At 64.8% G+C, this 20959-nt stretch carries 15 protein-coding genes; 5 read left to right on the forward strand and 10 right to left on the reverse strand.

Annotated features, from left to right (window positions below):
• Position 1 precedes the first annotated feature (1 nt).
• The 5 genes from AACH87_RS06865 to AACH87_RS06885 all read right to left on the reverse strand — a co-directional run bounded on the left by AACH87_RS06865 (position 2) and on the right by AACH87_RS06885 (position 6239).
• Entirely contained in the window at positions 2-1726 is a 1725-nt protein-coding gene (locus tag AACH87_RS06865) for a FecR domain-containing protein (protein ID WP_338798026.1), read from the reverse strand.
• A 108-nt stretch (positions 1727-1834) separates the two neighbouring features.
• Positions 1835-2533: a response regulator transcription factor gene (locus AACH87_RS06870; protein ID WP_338798027.1), complete on the reverse strand. Its 699-nt coding sequence runs from the start codon at positions 2531-2533 to the stop codon at positions 1835-1837.
• Positions 2534-2686: 153 nt separating this feature from the next.
• Positions 2687-3613 (reverse strand): formylglycine-generating enzyme family protein, encoded by a 927-nt coding sequence (locus tag AACH87_RS06875; protein ID WP_338798871.1) that lies wholly within the window; start codon positions 3611-3613, stop codon positions 2687-2689.
• Positions 3614-4196: 583 nt separating this feature from the next.
• A complete protein-coding gene (locus tag AACH87_RS06880) occupies positions 4197-5495 on the reverse strand; it encodes a tryptophan--tRNA ligase (protein WP_338798028.1) in 1299 nt (432 codons plus the stop codon).
• Between the two features lie 72 nt (positions 5496-5567).
• Positions 5568-6239 carry a site-2 protease family protein gene (locus AACH87_RS06885; RefSeq protein WP_338798029.1) on the reverse strand — a complete coding sequence of 224 codons (672 nt, stop codon included), beginning with the start codon at positions 6237-6239 and terminating at the stop codon, positions 5568-5570.
• 227 nt (positions 6240-6466) lie between these two features.
• Here AACH87_RS06885 and AACH87_RS06890 point away from each other — a divergent pair, with 227 nt between their 5' ends.
• Complete coding sequence (locus AACH87_RS06890) at positions 6467-7663, forward strand: methyl-accepting chemotaxis protein (RefSeq protein ID WP_338798030.1); 1197 nt, start codon at positions 6467-6469, stop codon at positions 7661-7663.
• Between the two features lie 54 nt (positions 7664-7717).
• On the opposite strand, the gene AACH87_RS06895 is transcribed toward AACH87_RS06890, so the two are convergent.
• Complete coding sequence (locus AACH87_RS06895; RefSeq protein ID WP_338798031.1) at positions 7718-8353, reverse strand: L-threonylcarbamoyladenylate synthase; 636 nt, start codon at positions 8351-8353, stop codon at positions 7718-7720.
• A gap of 33 nt (positions 8354-8386) precedes the next feature.
• Entirely contained in the window at positions 8387-9250 is an 864-nt protein-coding gene (locus AACH87_RS06900) for a 3',5'-nucleoside bisphosphate phosphatase (RefSeq protein ID WP_338798032.1), read from the reverse strand.
• A 140-nt stretch (positions 9251-9390) separates the two neighbouring features.
• Between AACH87_RS06900 and AACH87_RS06905 the strand changes: the two genes are divergently transcribed.
• Positions 9391-11151, forward strand: coding sequence for a methyl-accepting chemotaxis protein (locus tag AACH87_RS06905; RefSeq protein ID WP_338798033.1), 1761 nt, complete (start codon positions 9391-9393; stop codon positions 11149-11151).
• Positions 11152-11329: 178 nt separating this feature from the next.
• Here AACH87_RS06905 and recJ read toward each other — a convergent pair whose 3' ends face one another.
• The 3 genes from recJ to AACH87_RS06920 all read right to left on the reverse strand — a co-directional run bounded on the left by recJ (position 11330) and on the right by AACH87_RS06920 (position 16104).
• The gene (gene recJ, locus AACH87_RS06910; protein ID WP_338798034.1) at positions 11330-13054 is read right to left on the reverse strand and encodes a single-stranded-DNA-specific exonuclease RecJ; all 1725 of its coding nucleotides are present in this window, start codon (positions 13052-13054) and stop codon (positions 11330-11332) included.
• Entirely contained in the window at positions 13051-14025 is a 975-nt protein-coding gene (locus AACH87_RS06915; protein WP_338798035.1) for a phosphoglycerate mutase, read from the reverse strand. Before AACH87_RS06915 ends, recJ begins: the two co-directional genes overlap by 4 nt.
• 153 nt (positions 14026-14178) lie before the next feature.
• Positions 14179-16104 (reverse strand): ATP-binding cassette domain-containing protein, encoded by a 1926-nt coding sequence (locus AACH87_RS06920; RefSeq protein WP_338798036.1) that lies wholly within the window; start codon positions 16102-16104, stop codon positions 14179-14181.
• Between the two features lie 74 nt (positions 16105-16178).
• Between AACH87_RS06920 and AACH87_RS06925 the strand changes: the two genes are divergently transcribed.
• From AACH87_RS06925 to AACH87_RS06935, 3 genes are all read left to right on the forward strand, one after another.
• Positions 16179-17432 carry a lipoprotein-releasing ABC transporter permease subunit gene (locus tag AACH87_RS06925; RefSeq protein ID WP_338798037.1) on the forward strand — a complete coding sequence of 418 codons (1254 nt, stop codon included), beginning with the start codon at positions 16179-16181 and terminating at the stop codon, positions 17430-17432.
• Positions 17425-18162 carry a lipoprotein-releasing ABC transporter ATP-binding protein LolD gene (gene lolD, locus AACH87_RS06930; RefSeq protein WP_338798038.1) on the forward strand — a complete coding sequence of 246 codons (738 nt, stop codon included), beginning with the start codon at positions 17425-17427 and terminating at the stop codon, positions 18160-18162. The genes AACH87_RS06925 and lolD overlap by 8 nt, the downstream gene beginning before the upstream one ends.
• Before the next feature lie 209 nt (positions 18163-18371).
• Complete coding sequence (locus AACH87_RS06935; RefSeq protein WP_338798039.1) at positions 18372-20900, forward strand: PAS domain S-box protein; 2529 nt, start codon at positions 18372-18374, stop codon at positions 20898-20900.
• Positions 20901-20959: the final 59 nt, after the last annotated feature.

The following is a 20959-nucleotide window of genomic DNA, read 5'->3' on the forward strand; positions in this document are numbered from 1 at the left end:
CTCAGGGACGGCGAACTGCTTCGCCGCTGGAGTCCGACACAGGCAGGCCGAAGCTGGTGCTGAAGCCGGTGCCCACGCGCAGCGTGCGGGCGGGCGAGAAGTCGCCTTGCAAGCCCGATGCGTCCAGCACCTGGATGCGCACATAGTAGGTGCCTGCGTCCAGGTCAGATGCCGTCCAGTGCGATTCGCTCAGTTCGGTATCGCGCACGGGGCTCGCAAAGGTAAGGTCTCTGGCCAGTTGCAGTCGGAAGCGCTGGCCGGGCTGGGCGGGCCAGCGCAGGCTCACGGTGGCTTCCCCATCGCTGGTCTGCAGCGCTTGTGCGCTGAGAGTGGGCGGCTGGGCCACGACCGTGAATGGCAGCGGGGCGGCAAAGGGGCCGGTGTCTACTGCACCATCGGCCAGCTCTTGCACACTGGCTGCGCGCCAGAAGTAGTGGCCCAGCGGCAAACCTTCCACCGGCAACTTGCAGGTGCTCAGTCGGCTTTCGTCCTTGAGGAGTTGCGAGAAGTCCGCCTGGGTCGATACCTGCACGTGGTACCAGCGCATGCCAGGCACCTCGGTGCAGATCAGGTGGGCTCCGGTGTGGGGCACCACTCCCTTCGCTGCGGGATGTTGATAGAGCGGGGGCACGGGCTTGGTCTTAACAGCAATGGGCTGGGTGGCGGGCAACCCGGCAATACCTGCCGAGTCCACCGCGCGCACGGAGACGAAGTACTGCCCATCTTCCAGGCCGGGCCATCGGATCCGGCCGGTGGCGAAGGTGCCAGTGCGCAGCACCTGGGTCAGGCCTGCGTCCCGGGCGATCAAAGCCTGGTAGGCATGGGCTTCGGGCTGCTCGGGCAGGTCCAGCGCAAGCAGGCCGGGTTCGTGCAAGGCCTTGGGCACAGCGCGCAGGTCGGGTGGCGGCAGGAGTGGACGCACTGCGCCGACCGTGCCATCCGCCTGCACCGCAATACCTTGGCCTGGCTCCAGCGTTGCTGCAGGGGCAGCTGGGGTACGGGCGGCTGATTCGCGGCCCTGCACGGCCACAGAGCCTTCCAGCACGGATGCCACGGTCTGCCCTCCGTCATGGAGGGCAACGTCATAGCGGGTGCCCCGTACGCTGGTGACGGCGCGAGGGGTGCGCACTTCAAAACGCCGGGTGCCATCCGACGTGGGCGTTACGGAGGACTCCACGCGACCCCGGTTGACTTCCAGCACCGACTGCGATGGACCGTTACGGCCCCGCCGACGCAACTGCCGTAGCTCCACCTCGGACTGTGCATTGACGCGCACGACGGACCCGTCAGCCAGACGCACTGTCACGAAAGAATCGGGGCCTACTTCCAGCCGCGTTCCCTCTTTGAGGGTTGAGCCTGCAGTCACCCGTTCGGCGATGGGTTGGCCCGCTCCCTGTGCAGGCGCGGTGGCCTCGACGCTGCCTTGGGCGAACTCCACACGCGCCGTTTCCTGGGGCTGCAGGTGCACAGGAACCCACACGGTGGAGCCCGGTTGCAGATGGCGCGGGTTTTTCACCTTGTTGCGCGCTTGCAGCTGTTGCCAAAGCTGTGGCGCTCCGAAGTAGCTTTGCGCAATGCCTTCCAGCGTGTCTCCCGGCTTCACGGTGTGCGCGACTTCATCGCGCTGCTGCGCTGCGCAGACCGTCCACGCGCCCGTGCCCAGGAGCACCACGCCCGTGAGGTAAAGCGCTGAAGGCAGGCGAAGCAGGCGAGGGGCACGTATCAAGAGAGGCTCCTTGTTGGGGGCGGTGGGGCGATTCACAACCACGCGTGGCGGCTGACGTGCGCGGGCATCACGGCGTTATCGGCAGTGCTGGGCATGCAGGACCATGGGTTATCTGCGCTGCTCGGTGTCTACCGCTTCAAAGCGGTAACCCACCCCGTACACGGCGATGATGATGAACCCGTTGACCGGCCGCAGGTCCAGCTGGTTGCGCAGGCGTGAAATGTGGGTGTCCAGTGAGCGCGACATCACATCGGGCACATGGCCCCAGAGGATTTCCTTGAGGTGATCACGTGTGAGCAGGCGGCCCATGTTCTGGAACAGGAACAGCGCCAGTTCGTACTCGCGGTTTTTCAGCTCTATGGGTTGTCCGTGGAACTCGATGGAGCGCGAATCAGGCAGGAACCGGTACGGCCCAAACTCCAGCACCTCGTCACCCTGCGGGGGATAAGCGCGGCGCAGCAAGGCGGCCACGCGTGCGCGCAGCTCGCCAATACGTACAGGCTTGACCATGAAATCGTCAGCACCGCTGCCGAGTCCCTCCACAATGTCGCGCTCCTCCTGGCGGTGTGTCACGAACAGGATCGGCAGTTCCTGGCCGATATGTTCTCTCACCCAGCGCACTACCTCCGGGCCCGTGGTGTCGGGCAAGTGCCAGTCGACGATCAGCAGATCAAAGGCTTCCTTTCCCAATGCCTTCAGCAATGAGTTTCCGGTCAGGTAGGTATGGCATTCATGGCCCATGGCTTGCAGGGCCTGCTTGAAGAGATCGAGCTGCAGCGCATCGTCGTCCAGTGCGGCTATGCGCATCCATTCCCCCTACAGAGATAAGTCAGCGTCGATTATTTCCGACAGTCTGGCTGCCTGACGGGGGGAGCAGGGCAAATGGACGCCTTGGTTGACGCTTGTTGACTTTTAAGAACCTGTTCCAAGGACCATGTCAGCACGGTGTGTATGGCAGATTCATGGCCCCTTGGTGGGTGTCTGCCCTGTGGGGGCTTCTCGCAAGAGCCTGAAACCTACCAGGGTGTAGCGCGTCTGGGGCGTGTTCCAGTTGCGGTAGCTGCAGCGGGCGTAGAAGGCCCAGGTATGCCAGGAGCCTCCGCGGCGCACCCTGACCGATCCGGTTTCCGGCCCTTGCGGGTCTGTCTGCGGTGAGCGGGCGTAGTAGGTGTCGTCGTGCCAGTCGGCCACCCATTCCCACACATTGCCCAGCATGTCATGCAGGCCCCAGGCGTTGGGTTCCTGGCTACCCACGGGGGCGGTAAAGGCATTCCCGTCGTTGCCGGGCAAGGCGTGCTGGCGCCAGCGTGGCCAATAGGGGGCTGCAGCTTGGTCAAACACATTGGCATAGCGTGTCAGCGCTGTGGGGTCGTTGCCGTGGGGATAGCGGGTGCGTGACTGAGCGCGGCAGGCGTATTCCCATTCAGCCTCGGTGGGCAGGCGATAGCGCACGCCCTCGCGCTGTGTCAGCCACTGCGCCATGGCTTGGGCATCGTTCCATGTCACGTTGACCACGGGGTGGTCGTCTGCCTGGGCAAATCCGGGGTTGTCCCAGCGGTAGCGTGGAGATCGGCCCTCAAAGGCATCGCCGCGGGTGGTGGTGGTGGTGGGGTCGTAGTCTGGGTTGTAGCCATAGCCGCCTGTGCCGTCGGCCACAGATTCAGGAACGTGACCGGATGCTTGCAGAAAGAGGCGGAACTGGCCCACGGTCACCTCGTGCTTGCCCAGCCAGAAGGGGCGGCTGATGTGCACCTGATGCACCGGAGCCTCGTCGGCCAACGCCTTGAAGCGCGAGGCCTCCAGCAAGGGGTAGGCCGCCGCCAGCTCTTCAACAGTCTCGTCACTGCCCATCCAGAAGCTGCCAGCAGGCAGCTGCACAAATTCCATGCCGAGGGAGTTGGTCCACACCTGCTGGCTCGGGTTCTGTGCGGAAGGGGTTGTGCCTGTAAGACCAGCACAGCCTGCGAGGGCCAGCAGGCTTACACCACACAGCCAGCGTGCGGTGCTTGCAAGCGTTGGATAGGCGGGTGGCGTGCGGAGCATGGGCCTCCAGAGGGCAAAGATGAAGAAACGGGCGGATGTTGGGCGCGGGTTGCAGGCTGGTAGCTTGCGTGCTGCACCAGGCAGCAAAGGTACACCATCTGTGTGTCGCGATGAAAGCAGTGAATGCACTGCGGGCGGCATGTTTTGCAGAGAATTCCTCGTTGCCTGTTGCGGATTTGCCGCCGCTTGCGGGAATCGTCGGCTCCTTTTCATGGGCGTGTTGGAGGTACGAGGGACTGCCGGTGGGTGAGTCCCTCTCCGGGGCTCACTCGCTGAACGTATGCATCCGCCTTGCCCAGGCGAATGCCCCATGTCCATGGTGTTTGGACACTGAAACCCCCATAAAAAAGCTGCCTGCGCTCATGGATAAAGCGCAGGCAGCTATGCTTTTAGTAGCGTATGAGGGGCATTCAGGCCCCTTGGGTGCTCAGGCCGCGTTGGCTTCCGCCAAAGCCTGCAGTGCTGCCCGTACATCCGTCAGATCAACGCCCTCCACAGGCGTCAATCGTGCCGCCAGGGCGTCGAGTGCGTCGGGCTGGCTCTGCAGTTGTGCAATGGCCTGACCTGCTTCCTTGGGGGCGTCAAAGCCGGTGCTCTGCAGCAGCAGGCGGCCGTCTGCACCCAGCAGTTTGAAGTAGAACTTGCCGTCGGCTTCGCGGTATTGCTTGAACACGGGCTGTGCCACCTTGGCCGCCTTTGCGGTCTTGGCAACCGCGGCCTGGGCCAGACTGCGCAGGCCTACTGCGGAGCGCAGTTCCTTGATGAACGGCGTGGCCAGGGCACGGGCACGTTCTGCGCCTGCCAGCAGAGTCTCTTCAATGCGGGCAGGGTTCTGGATCAGGTTCTGGTAGTGGTCCCGCATCGGGGCGATGACCTGGTCCACGCGCTCCAGCAGCAACTGCTTGGCGTCACCCCAGGCAATGCCGTCAGCATAGGCCTTGCGCAGCGTTTCTGTCTCCTCTGGCGTGGCAAATGCCTGGTAGATCTGGAACAGTGCGGAGCCTTCCGTGTCCTTGGGCTCGCCGGGCGCACGCGAGTCGGTGAGCAGACTGCCGATGAGCTTTTTGAGCTGATCGCGCGATGAGAACAGTGGAATGGTGTTGTTGTAGCTCTTGCTCATCTTGCGGCCATCCAGCCCGGGCAGGGTGGCCACGTTGTCATCAATCACGGCTTCAGGCAGCACAAAGTGCTCGCCATACAGGTGGTTGAAGCTGCTGGCCATGTCGCGGGCCATCTCGATGTGCTGCACCTGATCGCGCCCCACGGGCACCTTGTGGGCCTTGAACATCAGAATGTCGGCTCCCATGAGCACGGGGTACATGAACAGCCCGGCGGTCACACCATCGTCGGCCTCGCGGCCCGCTTCGGTGTTCTTGTCCTGCGATGCCTTGTAGGCATGGGCGCGGTTGAGCAAGCCCTTGCCTGTCACACAGCTCAGCATCCAGTTCAGCTCCGGGATTTCGGGGATGTCGGACTGGCGGTAGAACGTGACATGTTCAGGGTTCAGTCCGGCAGCCAGCCAGCTTGCGGCAATCTCCAGGGTTGATCGCTGGATGCGAACCGGGTCTTCACACTTGATGAGTGCGTGGTAGTCGGCCAGAAAGTAAAAACTTTGCACGCCGGGGCGCAGGCTGGCCGCCACGGAGGGACGGATGGAGCCCACAAAGTTGCCCAGATGGGGAGTGCCTGTGGTGGTGATGCCGGTAAGGAAACGGGTAGTGCTCATACAAGGACAAAAGCGAGGTGTGTAAGGTGGGGCTCTGGTGCTGCGGCAGCGCTGCTCGCAGCCACCGTGGCGTTACCCCAGCAGGGAGTTCAATGGCGAGACCACCAGTGTGCGGATCAGTGTCAGCCCCAGGCTCATCAGGGGCGTCATCCAGAACTGGGACACGATCTGGAAATACACCAGGGCCATCACGATGAAAAAGCCGTAGGGCTCTACCCGCGAAAGCGCCTGCGACGCCTTCCAGGGCAGCAGGCCCACCAGAATGCGGCCCCCATCCAGCGGAGGCAGCGGAAACAGGTTGAACGCCCACATGGACAGATTGACCAGCACGCCCGCGCGGGCCATGCCAATGAAGAACTCTTCCTGCACGCCAATCCCGGCCAGTATGGCCCACAGCGCGGCCCATGCAATGGCCTGGACGAAGTTCGATGCAGGCCCGGCCAGCGCGACCCAAATCATGTCCCGCTTGGGGTTGCGCAGCGATCCCACATTGACGGGCACGGGCCGGGCATAGCCAAACACAAAGGCGCCAGATGTCGCAAAAATCAGCAGCAGCGGCATGGCGATGGTGCCGATGGGATCGATGTGCTTGACGGGGTTGAGGGTGATGCGCCCCAGCACATAGGCGGTGTTGTCGCCAAAGTGCCGTGCTGCGTAGCCATGTGCCGCCTCGTGCACCGTGATGGCAAACAGCACGGGCAGGGCATAGACCAGGATGGTTTGGATGAGGTTTGAGGTGTCCACTGCTGGATTGTCTCAGACTGTCGAGCGCTGTCTCGGATGCACTACGCAGGCCTGTAAACGGCCAGCGCAATCGCCCAATCGCCGCTACGATGCCGTTGAGCGTTTGAGCCTGATCAAGTCTTTTTTGAGATGCCAGTTTCCACCCCTTTGGGGCGGGATGCCTGCGCAACTTTGAAAACACTGTGAACAGGCCCTTGCAGCCCAACACAAAAACGGAGACACAAGGTATGGGATTGGATCGCCTGCGGATCGGCACTTTGCTGCTGATGGGTTTTGGGGTCATCGTGTTGCTGGTGGCCATCCTGGTCGGGGTGGTGTGGCAGGAGGTGGGAGATGCGGAGGCGGCTTACCGTTCTGCCGTGGCCACTGTCAGCGGGCTGGAGGCGACCCAAAAGCAGACGCTGGACCGCGCCGTGACCCTGGCCCACGATGAGTTGGCAAGTGTGCGCATGTGGCTGGCCGTTTTGGGATGCGCGGTGTTCTTGGTGGCACTGGGCTCCTTTGTGGTGTTGCGCAGCATGATCGTCACGCCCTTGAAGCAGGCGCTGCTCATTGCCGAGACGGTGGCGGCAGGCGATCTCAGCCAGGAGTTTTCCTCAGACCTGCAAGGAGACTTTGGTCGCTTGCTCACCGCGCTGGGTGCCATGGAGGACACGTTGACCGAGCTGGTGACGGGCATCAAGCAATCCTCCGATTCCATCTCCGAAGCCACGGTGGAAATTGACTCCGGCAACAGCGATCTCTCCCGCCGTACACAAGATCAGGTCACCTCGCTGGCCGATACCGCGGCCAGCATGTCAGAGCTGACCGTGACGGTGCGCGAGAACGCCGAGCGCGCCCGCTCTGCCAGCACCCTGGCAGTGAATGCCTCGCAGATCGCAGAGCGCGGCGGCGCCGTGGTGGGTGACGTGGTGCAGACCATGGATGCCATCAGCGGCAGCTCCCGCAAGATTGTGGACATCATCCAGGTGATCGAGGGCATTGCCTTCCAGACCAACATCCTGGCGCTGAACGCGGCGGTGGAAGCCGCCCGCGCTGGCGAGCAGGGACGCGGTTTTGCCGTGGTGGCCAGCGAAGTGCGCAGCCTGGCTCAGCGCAGTGCCGTGGCCGCGCGCGAGATCAAGACGCTGATCAGCCAGTCGGTGGACCATGTGGAAAACGGCGCGGGCCTGGTAGGCAAGGCGGGCGAGACCATGAGCGAGATCGTGCAGGCCGTGGGTCAGGTCACTTCGCTACTGGGTGATATTTCATCGGCTCTGCACGCTCAGACCTCGGGCATTGAACATGTGAACCAGGCTGTGGCGCACATGGATGGCGCAACGCAGCAGAACGCAGCGCTGGTCGAACAGGCTGCCAGTGCGGCCTCTGCCTTGTCTGAGCGCGCCCAAGAATTGCAGCGCGCGGTGGGCGCTTTCAAGCTGTAGCGCCGTGGGGGCCTTTGACCAGGCCCCGTAAACAAGGCTTCACAGCAACGACTTTTACAGCCCCAGCGCCTGCAGGCTGCCCCGACCCTCGCGAACCACTTCAGGGTCACCGCCGGTGCCCATGGGGGTCAGGTCGATCACCGTCGTGGGCTCCAAAGGGCAGGCCCCCGCGTCCACGATGGCGTCCAGCACCTTTTCATACCGCTCGCGAATCTCCTGCGGATCGTTCAGCGGCTCACTTTCTCCAGCCGGAATCAGCGTGGTGGCGAGCAACGGCGCACCATGCAGCTCCAGCAAAAGCTGCAGCCCCTTGCGGTCGGGCACACGCAAGCCAATGGTCTTGCGCGAAGGGTGGCTCACCCTGCGCGGCACTTCCTTGGTCGCCTCCAGGATGAAGGTGTAAGGCCCCGGTGTGCCCAGCTTGAGCAGGCGGTATTGCCGGTTGTCCACACGGGCGTAGTTGGCCAGCTCCGACAGATCCCGGCACAGCAGCGTGAGGTGGTGCTTGTCGTCCACCTGCCTGATGCGGCGCAGCCGGTCTACCGCATCCTTGTCGTCCAGGTGGCAGACCAACGCATAGCTCGAATCGGTAGGCACCGCCAGAATGCCGCCTTTTTGCAGCAGCGTGGCCCCTTGCTTGAGCAGGCGGGGCTGCGGATTGTCGGGGTGGACTTCAAAATACTGAGCCATGGCTGTGCGCCTCGTGGATAGTGGCTTGCTGCCTCAGGCGGCAGGCCGGATACGTTCTGCCAGGGTTTCCCAGATGGGGGTCAGGTGGCCGGGTAGGTAGGGCAGGGTGCCCAGGTCGGTGTGGGATTCGTCCGGGCTGTGGAAGTCGCTGCCCCGCGAGGCGGCCAGACCAAACTCCTGCGCCATGGCCGCGTACGTCACATACTCGGCAGCGCTGTGGCTTCCGGTCACCACCTCCACGCCGGTGCCGCCATGTTCCTTGAACTCTGAAAACAGCGCGTATTCCTCGTTGGCGGTGAACTTGTAGCGGGCAGGGTGGGCAATCACGGCCACGCCCCCCGCGTCTTTGATCCACCGCACGGCATCGCCCAGGGCAGCCCAGCGGTGCGGCACGTAGCCCGGCTTGCCTTCGGTCAGAAACTTTCGGAAGACCTCTGCCGTATCCCGGCAGACCTTGGTCTCCACCAGAAAACGCGCAAAGTGGGTGCGGGAGATCAGCTCCGGATTGCCCACAAACTGCAGCGCACCTTCGTACGCGCCCGAAATGCCCACCTGATCGAGCTGGGCCGCCATCTCGCGCGCCCTCTCGCCACGGCCGCCGCGCGTTGCGGCCAAGCCACGTTTCAGCGCTTCGTTGTCCGGATCAAACCCCAACCCCACGATATGCACCGTGGTGTTAGCAAATGTGACAGAGATTTCCGTACCCGTCAGATAGGCTAGCCCTTGGCTACGCGCTGCCGCGGCGGCACGGTGCTGGCCGCCTATTTCGTCGTGATCGGTCAGCGCCCAGAGTTCCACTCCGTTGGTTTTGGCCCTTGCGGCCAGGTCTTCGGGCGTCAGAGTCCCGTCTGACACCACAGAGTGGCAGTGCAGATCAGCGTTGAGGTAGGTAGTCACGAATCCATTCTACGGGCTGGTCTTCAACCCTCAGGGCAAGACGGCTTCCTTTAATTGTTTAATTTGCGATAAATGATATATTTGATCGATTGTTGGTATCGCAGAACTTTTTCTTCTATCTGTCCAGGGAGCCATAAACCATGAGATTCAAAGACCTGCGCGTAGCCCACCAGATGTGGGGCGTGATCCTGGGGCTGCTGGTGCTGATGCTGGCCGCCGCCATCGGCACCCAGCTCTACAGCCGCCACATGACCGACCAGACCGAGGCTGTGGTGCAAAAGCGCGAGAACGCCATCACCACGGCCGTGCAGTGGCGTGGACAGGCTGAGCTGGCTCTCACGATGTCCATGGCCCGCTTTGTCACGACCGACATCGCCCTGAGAGAGGACTTTGACAAGCGCGTGACGGCGCTGACTGCCCGAATCACCCCAGTGCAGGAAAAGATCAATGAGTCAGCCACCTCGGATGCCGACAAGGCCGCCCTTGCCGCCGTGGCTGCCGCCCGTGCGGATGTACGCGGGTTGAGCGAGAAAATCCGCCCCCTGATGGATGCGGAAGTGACCCAGAAGCAGCAGTTTCTGGAGACCGTCTATCGCCCCAAGGTCACGCTGTACCTGGAGTCCATCGACAAGTTTGTGACGCTGCAGGAAAGCCAGCGTGACGACGCCGTGAAAGCCGCTGCGGATGCAGGTGCCCGCCTGGTGTGGGTGGCAGGCACCGTGGTGGTGGTTCTCTTTCTGCTGGGCATGGTGCTGGCGGGCATGTTGGTGCGTTCCATCACCGGGCCCCTGGACCGTGCGGTCGAAACCGCCAACGCCATCGCTGCAGGCGACCTCACCCGCGAGTTGCACTCCAGCCGCAAAGACGAACTCGGCCAGATGCTGCGCGCCCTCTCCGACATGTCCGCCCGCCTGCGCGGCGTGGTGAGCGAAGTACGCCAGGGCGTGGACTCCGTCTCCTCCGCCTCCATCGAAATCGCCAACGGCAACCACGACCTCTCCGCCCGCACCGAGCAAACCGCCGCCAACCTCGAAGAAACCGCCTCCAGCATGGAAGAACTGACGGCCACCGTCACCCAGTCCGCCGACACCGCCCGCCAGGCCAACCAGCTCGCAGGCACCGCCGCCCAGGCCGCCGCCCGCGGTGGCGAAGTGGTGGGCCAGGTGGTCACCAGCATGCAGCAGATCACCGAAAGCAGCCGCAAGATCAGCGACATCATCGGCGTCATTGACGGCATTGCCTTCCAGACCAACATCCTGGCGCTGAACGCCGCCGTGGAAGCCGCCCGCGCAGGCGAACAAGGCCGCGGCTTTGCCGTGGTGGCCAGCGAAGTACGCAACCTGGCCGGGCGCAGCGCCGAAGCCGCCAAGGAAATCAAGACCCTCATTGGCAAATCGGTCGAAAACGTTGAAAGCGGCTCCGAACAAGTCGCCCAGGCCGGCAAGACCATGGACGAAATCGTCGCCAGCGTGCGCCGCGTCAGCGACCTCATTGGCGAAATCACCGCATCGTCTACAGAACAACGCGACGGCATTGCCCAGGTCAACCAGGCCGTGGCCAACCTGGACCAGATGACCCAGCAAAACGCCGCGCTGGTGGAAGAATCCACCGCCGCCGCCGCCTCCATGCGCGACCAGGCGCAGCGGCTGGCCGAAGTGGTGGCCGTGTTCAACGTGGGGTCCAGCGGCAGTGCCCGTGCCGCCATCCCGGCTCCGGCGCCTGCACCCCGCCCCACACCGGCCCAGCGCTTTGCCCCCGCTCCCGCCAAGGCTGTGGCGGCCCCCAAGGCAGCGCCAGCGGCCAAGCTCACCAGCAGCGCCAAGGCGCCCGCACCGGCCAAGGCAGCGGCGCCTGCACCTGCAGCGGCCAAGGGGAGTGATGATGAGTGGGAGAGCTTTTGAGAAAGGGGCTCGCCTGTAGATGCATGCGCGGGTGGCTGCTATTGAGTTGATAGCTGCTTGCGCTTGATTTACGGGCGCTGGAGTCTCCTAGAGTAAAGAGAATTCAGAAGGCCACACATCAAAAAAACCTGCAGGGCGATCATGCCTTGCAGGTTTTTTTTGTTGGAAGAATCTGTCGCTAGACCTGAGCGCCTTCCACCAAAAACTGCACCTTGCGCTCACCCTTCCATTCGTTCACATCCAGGCGGAAGGCCAGCAGCACGCGGGCGGGCAGGGGCTCGGTGCGGCCAAACCAGATGGCGTCTACCGGATTGCCCTGGTGAATGATCTTGATGGAGAGGTGGTTTTTGGCCTCGCCCACCAGGCGCTGGCTCAGCACTTCCACCTCTTCGCTGAAGGTGGGGGGCAAAAAGCCTTGGCCCCACACCTCGCGGTGCAGGGTGTCCACGATGTCGGCGCGGCAGTATTCGGGGGCCAGGGGGCCGTCGGTTTCGATCTTGCGGGTGAGGGTGGCGGCGTCCAGCCATTCCTGTGCCACTTGGGCAAAGGCCTGTTCAAACACGTCGAACGATTCCTCTGCCACCGTGCAGCCCGCCGCCATGGCGTGGCCGCCAAACTTGAGGATGACGCCGGGGTGGCGCTTGGCCACCAGGTCCAGCGCATCGCGCAGGTGAAAGCCGGGAATGGAGCGGCCCGAGCCCTTGAGCTCATGCTCCTTGCCTGGCGCGCTGCTGGCGGCAAACACAAAGGTGGGGCGGTGCAGTTTGTCCTTGATACGGCTGGCCACGATGCCCACCACGCCTTCGTGAAAGTCGGGGTCGAATACGCTGATGGCGGGCGGGGGCTCCTCGCTCTCGTCAAACAGGCTTTCGGCCATCAGCATGGCCTGCTCGCGCATGCCGCCCTCGATCTCGCGGCGCTCGCGGTTGATGCCGTCCAGCATGCCTGCCAGCTCGGCGGCGCGCGCGGCGTTGTCGGTCAGCAGGCATTCAATGCCCAGCGTCATGTCGGCCAGACGGCCTGCGGCGTTGATGCGCGGGCCCAGGGCAAAGCCAAAGTCGAACGTGGTGGCCGCAGCCGCCTTGCGGCCAGCCACGGTGAAGAGGGCGGCCACGCCCGCAGGCATTTGGCCTGCGCGGATGCGCTTGAGGCCCTGAGCCACCAGGCGGCGGTTGTTGGCGTCGAGCTTGACCACATCGGCCACGGTGCCCAGTGCGACCAGGGTGAGCAACGGGTCGAGCTTGGGCTGGGTCGCGGCGTCAAAAACTCCGCGCGCGCGCAGCTCGGCACGCAGGGCCAGCAGCACGTAGAACATCACGCCCACGCCGGCCATGGATTTGCTCTCGAACGTGCAGCCGGGCTGGTTGGGGTTGACGATGGCGTCTGCCGCGGGCAGCGCGGGGCCGGGCAGGTGGTGGTCGGTAACGAGCACTTGCAGGCCCAGGGCCTTGGCCTCGGCCACGCCCTCCACGCTGGCAATGCCGTTGTCCACGGTGATGAGTACGTCGGCCCCACGTTCCTTCACGCGGCGGGCTATTGCAGCGGTGAGGCCGTAGCCGTCGGCCACGCGGTCGGGCACTAGGTAGTCCACGTTCTGCGCGCCCAGCAGGCGCAGGCCGCGCACGCCCACAGCGCAGGCGGTGGCACCGTCGCAGTCGTAGTCGGCCACGATGACAAGGCGCAGGTTCTGCGCCATGGCGTCGGCCAGCAGGCGGGCAGCGGCGTCAATGCCCTTCATGCCTTTTTCACCGCTGGGGGGCAGCAGGCGCGCCAGGCCGTCGTCCAGCTCTTCTTTGCTTTGCACGCCGCGCGCGGCATACAGGCGGGCGAGCAGGGGGTGTACGCCTGCTTGCTCCAGCGCCCAGGCGGTGCGGGGGGGAATGTCTCTTGCTACTATTTTCATAGCTGCTCACGCACGTCCATAAAGCGCTGGGGGCTGAAAAGGCGTTGAATGCGCTGTACCAGCCCCAGGGGCGCGGTGTGGAAGGTTTGCGCGCTGTGCTCACCGCACAGCGTCAGCCGCACGGGCTGGCCCTGTTCGGCCAGCTTCAGCAGCTCGGCCACGGGGCCCGCGTCCAGCGCGGTCCAGGCGCTTGCCCAGGCGCGCCAGTCTTCGCGCAGGGCGGGGGCGCGCAGTGCGTCTGCCACCTGTGGTGGCTGCGCGGGTGCCGCCAGCCCAGGGGGCAATGCGCCAGTGCCGTGGACCCAGAACGAGTTGACGGCGGGCAGGCCCTGGGCCGTGCGGGCGTCGTTGAAAGGGTGGGTGTAGAGCAGCATCTGCATTTCGCTTTGCAGGCGGTGCAGGGTGCGGGCCTCGCGCGCGTCGGGCATCCAGGCGCGCACGTCTCGGCCCTGCACGCGTTCGAGCGAGGCGGTGGCCAGCGTGGCAAACAATGGGCTGCTGGCCATCCAGCGGGTAGGCTGGTCGTAGTACAGGGTGATGCCATCCTCGGCAAACCACGGGGCCACGATGGCCAGCAGCTCACGCGAGGCGGCTTCGTCCAGGCCCAGGTGGGCCGGGTCGTGCAGGGTGATGTGGTCTGTGGTGACTTGCCACTGGCAGGGCGTGATGAAGGCCCAGGCGGAAGCTTCCGGTGTCTCATCCGTTGGATGACCCGTGGGCTGCCCCTGCTGCAGGCGGTGCCATGCGGCCCAGGGGATGAGCCCGTCTTCAGTGCCCAGGCCCAGCGCCTGGGCCAGCACGCGCTCGTGCGGAGGGGTGAGGCTGGTCTCTTCGCCGGGGCTGGCGTCTGCCGCGCTCAGGCGGACCAGCAGGCGGTCCAGATGGGGCAGGGTCAGGCCCTTCAGCGCCTCTTGCGCGCCAGCGGCGCGGCTGGCCGCGTAGGGAATCAGCAAATGGTTCGGTGCGGGCATGGGCCGTATTTTCGTGGATGCGGTGAGCCCCGCAGGGCCACCCGGGTGGTGCCGCTTGGTGCCCCCTGGTGCCGATGGGGGCGGGCACTGCGGGCGGGCTGCGGAGATACGGCGTGGGATCTAGGGGCGTGGAATGGAGGGGCGTGTGGCTGCTCAGGGAGCCAGATCCGTCCACCGCTCCAGCGCGGCCAGCAGTTCCTCTTCAATCACACCTTCGCGCGCGTGCAGGGCGGTGGCGCGTTGGGGATCGCGGGTGTAGAGGGTGCCATCGGCCAGCTCTTGCTGGATGGATTGCTGCTCGGCCTCCAGCGCGGCGATGCGCTCGGGCAGTTGCTCCAGCTCGCGCTGCTCTTTGTAGCTGAGCTTCTTTTTTGGTAGCGCGTTGCGCTGGTCCTTTGAGGGTTCTGCGGTGTTTTGGCTCTTGTCTTCAGCACCCGGCCTGGCGGCGGGGGGCTGCGCAGCTGCAGCGGCTGCCGCAGCATTGGCAGCACGCACGGCCTGCGCGCGCTGGGATTGCTGCAGCCAGTCTTCCACGCCCCCTTCAAACTCGCGCCACACGCCATCGCCTTCGTAGGCAATGGTGCTGGTCACCACGTTGTCGAGGAAGGTGCGGTCGTGGCTGACAAGGAACACGGTGCCGGGGTAGTCCTGCAGCAGCTCTTCCAGCAGGTCGATGGTTTCAATGTCCAGGTCGTTGGTGGGCTCGTCCAGCACCAGCACGGTGGCGGGGCGGGCAAACAGGCGGGCCAGCAGCAGGCGGTTGCGCTCGCCGCCCGACAGCGACCGCACGGGCGAATGCGCGCGCGCGGGCGAGAACAGAAAGTCCCCCAGGTAGCTGCGCACATGCTTGCGCTGGCCGTTGATTTCGATCCACTCGCTGCCGGGGCTGATGAAGTCTTCCAGCGTGGCGTCGGGGTTGATGGCGTCGCGCAACTGGTCGAAGTAGGCCACCTGCAGGTTCGCACCACGGCGGATGGTGCCGCTGTCGGGTTCCAGCTCGCCCAGAATCATCTTGAGCAGCGTGGTCTTGCCCGCGCCGTTGGGGCCCAGCAGGCCGATCTTGTCGCCGCGCAGCAGCGTGGCACTGAAGTCGCGGGCAATCACCTTGTCGCCAAAGGCCTTGTTCACATGCTGCAGCTCGGCAACGATCTTGCCCTGGTAGTTGCTGTCGCCCCCGGTGCCCACTTCCATCTTCACCTTGCCCACCACGTCGCGGCGGGCGGCGCGGGTTTCGCGCAGCTTTTCCAGGCGGCCAATGCGGCTTTGGCTACGTGTGCGGCGCGCTTCCACGCCTTTGCGCACCCACACTTCTTCTTGCGCCAGCAGCTTGTCGGCCTTGGCGTTGATGACGGCTTCCTGCGCCAGCTGTTCTTCCTTTTGCAGGCGGTAGGCGGCAAAGTTGCCGGGGTACGAGCGCAGCAGGCCCCGGTCCAACTCGACGATGCGGGTGGCGATGCGGTCCAGAAACGCCCGGTCGTGGGTGATGGTGACCACGCTGCCCTTGAAGTCAATGAGCAAATCCTCCAGCCAGCGGATGGAGTCCAGGTCCAGGTGGTTGGTGGGTTCATCGAGCAGCAGCACATCGGGCCGGGCCACCAGCGCCTGGGCCAGGGCCACGCGTTTTTTGGTGCCGCCGGAGAGGTCGCCCACACGGGCGTCGGGGTTCAGGTGCAGGCGCTGCAGGGTTTCTTCCACGCGCTGCTCCCAGTTCCAGGCGTCAGCCGCCTCGATCTGGGTTTGCAGCGCGTCCAGGTCCACGCCCTCGGCATGGGCCAGGTATTGGTCGCGCAAGGCAATCACCCCGGCCAGCCCAGCAGACGCAGCCTGGAAGATGGTGGCGTCGGGGTCGAGTGCGGGCTCCTGCTCCACAAAGGCGATGCGCGTGCCCTGCTGCACCTGCAGCGTGCCGTCGTCGGGCTTGGCCAGCCCACCCAGAATTCTGAGCAGCGAAGACTTGCCTGCGCCGTTGCGGCCAATCAGGCCGACGCGTTCATTGGTTTCAAGAGAAAAGCCGGTGTGGTCCAGCAAAGCGACATGCCCGAAAGCCAGCTGGGCATTGATGAGGGTGATAAGAGCCATGGGGGGGATTATCCGGGGGGCGGCATCGGGATGAGTTCGGAAGGGCTTGAGCCCAATGCCACAATCGCGCTTCCATGCAAATTCCTTACGAACTGGCTTTGGGCTGGCGCTACACCCGCGCTGGCCGCGCTACGCGGCGCAACGGCTTCATCTCGTTCATCTCGGGCGTGTCCATGCTGGGCATTGCGCTGGGGGTGGCGGCGCTCATCATTGTGCTGAGCGTGATGAACGGTTTTCAAAAAGAGGTACGCGACCGCATGCTCAGTGTGGTCTCGCACATCGAGATTTTTGCGCCTCACGGCGCCGCGATGCCCGATCCGGCCCGGACGCTGGCGGAGGCGCAACGCAACCCGAATGTGGTGGGGGCTGCGCCTTTTGTGTCGGCGCAGGCACTGCTGGCCCGTGGCGAGGACATGAAAGGCACGCTGGTGCGCGGCATTGATCCGGCCCAGGAAGGTGCGGTGACCGATCTGGGGGCCGCCAATGCCGATGTGCTCAAGCAACTGGTGCCGGGCGAGTTCCGCGTGGTGTTGGGGCGGGAGCTGGCCCGCTCGCTGGGCGCGCGGGTGGGTGATGCCGTCACGCTGATTGCTCCGGCCGGGCAGGTCACGCCCGCAGGCGTGGTACCCCGCCTCAAGCAGATGACGGTGGCTGGCACCTTTGACTCGGGCCACTACGAATACGACTCGGCCCTGGTGATGCTGCACCATGAAGACGCGCAGCGCATCTTCCGGCTGGAAGGCCCCACGGGCATCCGCCTCAAGCTCAAGGACCTGCACCAGGCCCGCGAGGTGGCCCAGCAACTGGCGCAGACCCTGAGCGGTGATTTGCTCATCCGCGACTGGACGCAGCAGAACCGCACCTGGTTTGCCGCCGTGCAGCTCGAAAAACGCATGATGTTCATCATCCTCACGCTCATCGTTGCCGTGGCTGCCTTCAACCTGGTGAGCACGCTGGTGATGACGGTGACGGACAAGCGCGCGGACATCGCCATCCTGCGCACGCTGGGGGCCAGCCCGAAAAGCATCATGGGCATCTTTGTGGTGCAGGGGGCCATGGTGGGGGTGATTGGCACGGGGGTGGGCCTGCTGCTGGGCCTCTCGGTGGCGGTGAATATCGATGTGATCGTGCCAGCCATTGAGCGGGCGCTGAACGCCAGCTTCCTGCCCAAGGACATCTACCTCATCAGCAAGATGCCTAGCGAGCCGCAGGCGAGTGACATTGTTCCGATAGCGGTGACTTCGCTGTCGCTTGCGTTAGTGATGACTTTATGGCCCAGCTGGCGTGCCAGCCGGGTGAACCCCGCAGAGGCTCTTCGCTATGAATAATGTAGCTACTCGCGCTTATTCAGAGGGCGCTACAGGCCAAAACGGCCAAAATGCTCTGAGCGGTGAGGTGGTGCTGGAAGCCAAGGGCCTGACCAAGCGCTTTACCGAAGGCCGGCTCGACGTGACCGTGCTGCACGGCGTGGACCTGCAAATCCGCGCGGGCGAGACGCTGGCCATCGTAGGTGCCTCGGGTTCGGGCAAGAGCACGCTGCTGCACCTGCTGGGCGGGCTGGATGCGCCCACGGCAGGCACGGTGCGCCTCAAGGGCTCGGAGCTGTCCACCCTCTCGCCCGAGCGGCAGGGCCAGCTGCGCAACCAGCACCTGGGCTTCATCTACCAGTTTCACCACCTGCTGCCCGAGTTCAGCGCGCTGGACAACGTGGCCATGCCCCTGCGCATCCGCCGCCTGCCGCTGGCCCAGTGCCATGCCGAGGCCGAGCGCGTGCTCGCTGCCGTGGGCCTGGCCGGGCGCCTGCAGCATCGCCCGGCAGAGCTGTCGGGTGGCGAACGCCAGCGCGTGGCCATTGCCCGTGCCCTGGTTACCCGCCCGGCCTGCGTGCTGGCCGATGAGCCCACAGGCAACCTGGACCGTGCCACTGCCGATGGCGTGTTTGACCTGATGCTGGAACTGGCCCGCGACCGGGGTACGGCCTTTGTGATGGTGACGCACGATGAATCGCTGGCGGCGCGCTGCCACCGCGTGGTGCGGCTGGTGCAGGGGCGGCTGTAGTCCTGTGGTCACGATCCGTTGACGATCCGCAGGCGCGGCGGCCTCTCCATGCTCCAAAAGTTGGTTGTTTTGTATCCAAACGTGTGCAAAATGAAGCAGAGCCCGGCAATGCCCTCTGCAAGCCGCTGAAAATGCGCTGAAAGTGGAGTTCTCGCCTGTGGCTGCCACGGTGGGATGCATTTTCACAACGGGTTTCGATGGAGGGCTTCTTGTCGAACCAGACCCCGGACGAGCTACAGAGACTGGCCGCGCTGCGCGATCTGCTGGTGCTGGACACCCCGCCAGAACCCCTGTTCGACTCCATCACCCGGATGGCAGCCCAGGTGTGCGGGGTGCCCATTGCGTTGATCAGCCTGGTGGATGAAAACCGCCAGTGGTTTAAGGCAAATGTGGGCCTGACGGGGGTGAGTGAAACGGCCCGCGAGATTGCTTTTTGCGCGCACACCATACAGCAGCCCGACATCCTGGAAGTGGCAGATGCGCGGCGGGACGCGCGCTTTGATTCCAACCCCCTGGTCACCGGCGAGCTGCAGATGCGCTTTTATGCCGGGGCACCGCTGCTGGCCCCCGGTGGCGAGCGGGTGGGTGCGCTGTGCGTGATTGACCAGCAGGCACGCCGCCTGGATGCCCACCAGCGCGCCACCTTGCAGTCGCTGTCTACCATGGCGGCGCAGGCCCTGGCCATGCGGCGCGACCTGCTCACCCGTGCCTTTGCGGTGCGCCAGGACTACGAAAAGGCCTTGGCCGACAGCGAAGCCCGCTACCGCACCATGGTGGAAGGGCAGGGCGAAATGGTGTCCCTGTCCTGGCCCAGCGGTGAGCTGTTCTATGCCAACCCGGCCTACGCCCGCTTTGTCGGGCTGGAGGGGCAGGACATGGTGGGCCTCAACCTGTACGACTATGTGGCACCCGAGGACCGCGAAGCCCTGCGTGCGCGCCTGACGGACGTGTTTGCCACCGGGCAGCGCTGCGCCAACGAAAACCGTCTGCGCTGCAGCCAGGGGCGTCAGCCAGACCGCTGGGTGGCCTGGGTCAACACCCTGTTGCACGACGCACAAGGGCGGCCATACGTGCATTCGGTGGGGCGTGACATTACCGAGCAGAAAGAGGCTGCCCGGGCCTTGCACGCCAGTGAACAGTTGCTGGCCCGCATCGGCCGCGTGGCGGGCGTTGGCGGCTGGGAGCGTGATCTGGTCACGGGCCGCTCGGCGTGGACCGTGCAGATGCATCGTATTCATGACGTTGAACCGGGCGTGGTACCCGCCCTGCAGGACGCGCTGGACTTTTACGAACCGCACGCGCGCCCCGTGATACGCCAGGCCTTTGCCCGTGCCATTGAAACAGGCGAGCCCTGGGACCTGGAGTTGCCTGCCGTCACCGCCAAAGGGCGGCGCATCTGGCTGCGCTCTGCGGGCGAGGCGGAGCGGCAAGGCGGCGTGACGGTGCGACTGGTCGGTGCCGTGCAGGACATCACCGAGCGCGTGCACGCCGAACGCGCGCGGCGCATGCTCTCAGACATCATCGAAAGCACTTCTGACTTTGTGGTGCAAGCCTCCGCCGAGGGAGATATCACCTACCTCAACCCCGCGGTGAGGCGGCTGCTTGGCCTGGCCCCGGAGGTGCCCGCTGCCCAGGTATCGCTGTCGGCATTGTTTTCGCCCGAAGTGCAAAAGCTCCATACCGATGTGGTGGTGCCCGAAGTGGTGCGCAGTGGCGTGTGGACGGGCGAAATCCATGTGCTGGACGCGCAGGGGCGGCAGGTGCCGGTCAGCCACATGGTCATTGGCCACCGCGACAGGCAAGGGCGGCTGGAGCATCTGTCTGCTGTGATGCGCGACATTTCGCAGGCCGAGCAGGCGCGGCTGGAGTTGCTGCGCCAGACCGGCACCCTTCGCTCCATCACCGAAGCCGTGCCCGCGCTGGTGGCGGTGGTGGGGGCAGACCAGCGGTTTCGCTTCATCAACAGCGCATTTGAGCGCTGGCACGGCCACCCACGTGACGAGATGCTGGGCCACACGCTGGCCCAGGTGCTGGGAGACCACGCCTACCAGCGCAGCCTGCCCATGGTGCAACGCGTACTGGCGGGCGAGACGGTCACTTTTGAAGAAGATGACCCGCTGCGCAGCCCGCCAGGATGTCTGTCCGTGCATTACCTGCCACTCAGAACCCCCTCGGGTGAGGTGGATGGATTCGTTGCCATGGCGCAGGACATTACCGAGCACCGGCAGGAAGCAGGGCGGCTGCTTGCGCTGTCGCAGCGCGACCCGCTTACCGGGCTGCTCAATCGCGCCGGACTGGACGCCTACATGCAGCGCAGCATGGCCCAGGGGGGCGGTTCACACATGGCGCTGCTGTACATCGATCTCGACCATTTCAAACCGGTGAACGACACCTACGGGCACCCCGTGGGTGACGAGCTGCTCAAGCTGTTTGCCCAGCGTCTGCGTTCGCTGGTACGCCCGCGTGACGCTGTGGCGCGCCTGGGCGGGGATGAGTTTGCCGTGGTGCTGGAGCAGGTGCGTGAGCTGGACCATGCCCGTTCCGTGGCCGCCAAGATCGTGGAGGCCGCCCAGGCTCCGTTTGACTTGCAGGGAGACCCCGTCCGTGTCGGTGCCAGTGTGGGCCTGGCTTTCGGGGTGGGCGAGGCGGAAAACGCCCATGACCTGATTGCGCGTGCCGATGCCAAGCTGTATCTGGCCAAGCGCCAGGGGCGCGGGCAATATCAGGGACCGGGCTGAGTGACGGCCGCTCCGCTCAGAAGCTTCTTGTTGTGGGGCGGGGGCGTGCGTGGTGCATC

The sequence above is a fragment of the Acidovorax sp. DW039 genome (genome assembly GCF_037101375.1).
GTDB lineage: Bacteria > Pseudomonadota > Gammaproteobacteria > Burkholderiales > Burkholderiaceae_C > Acidovorax.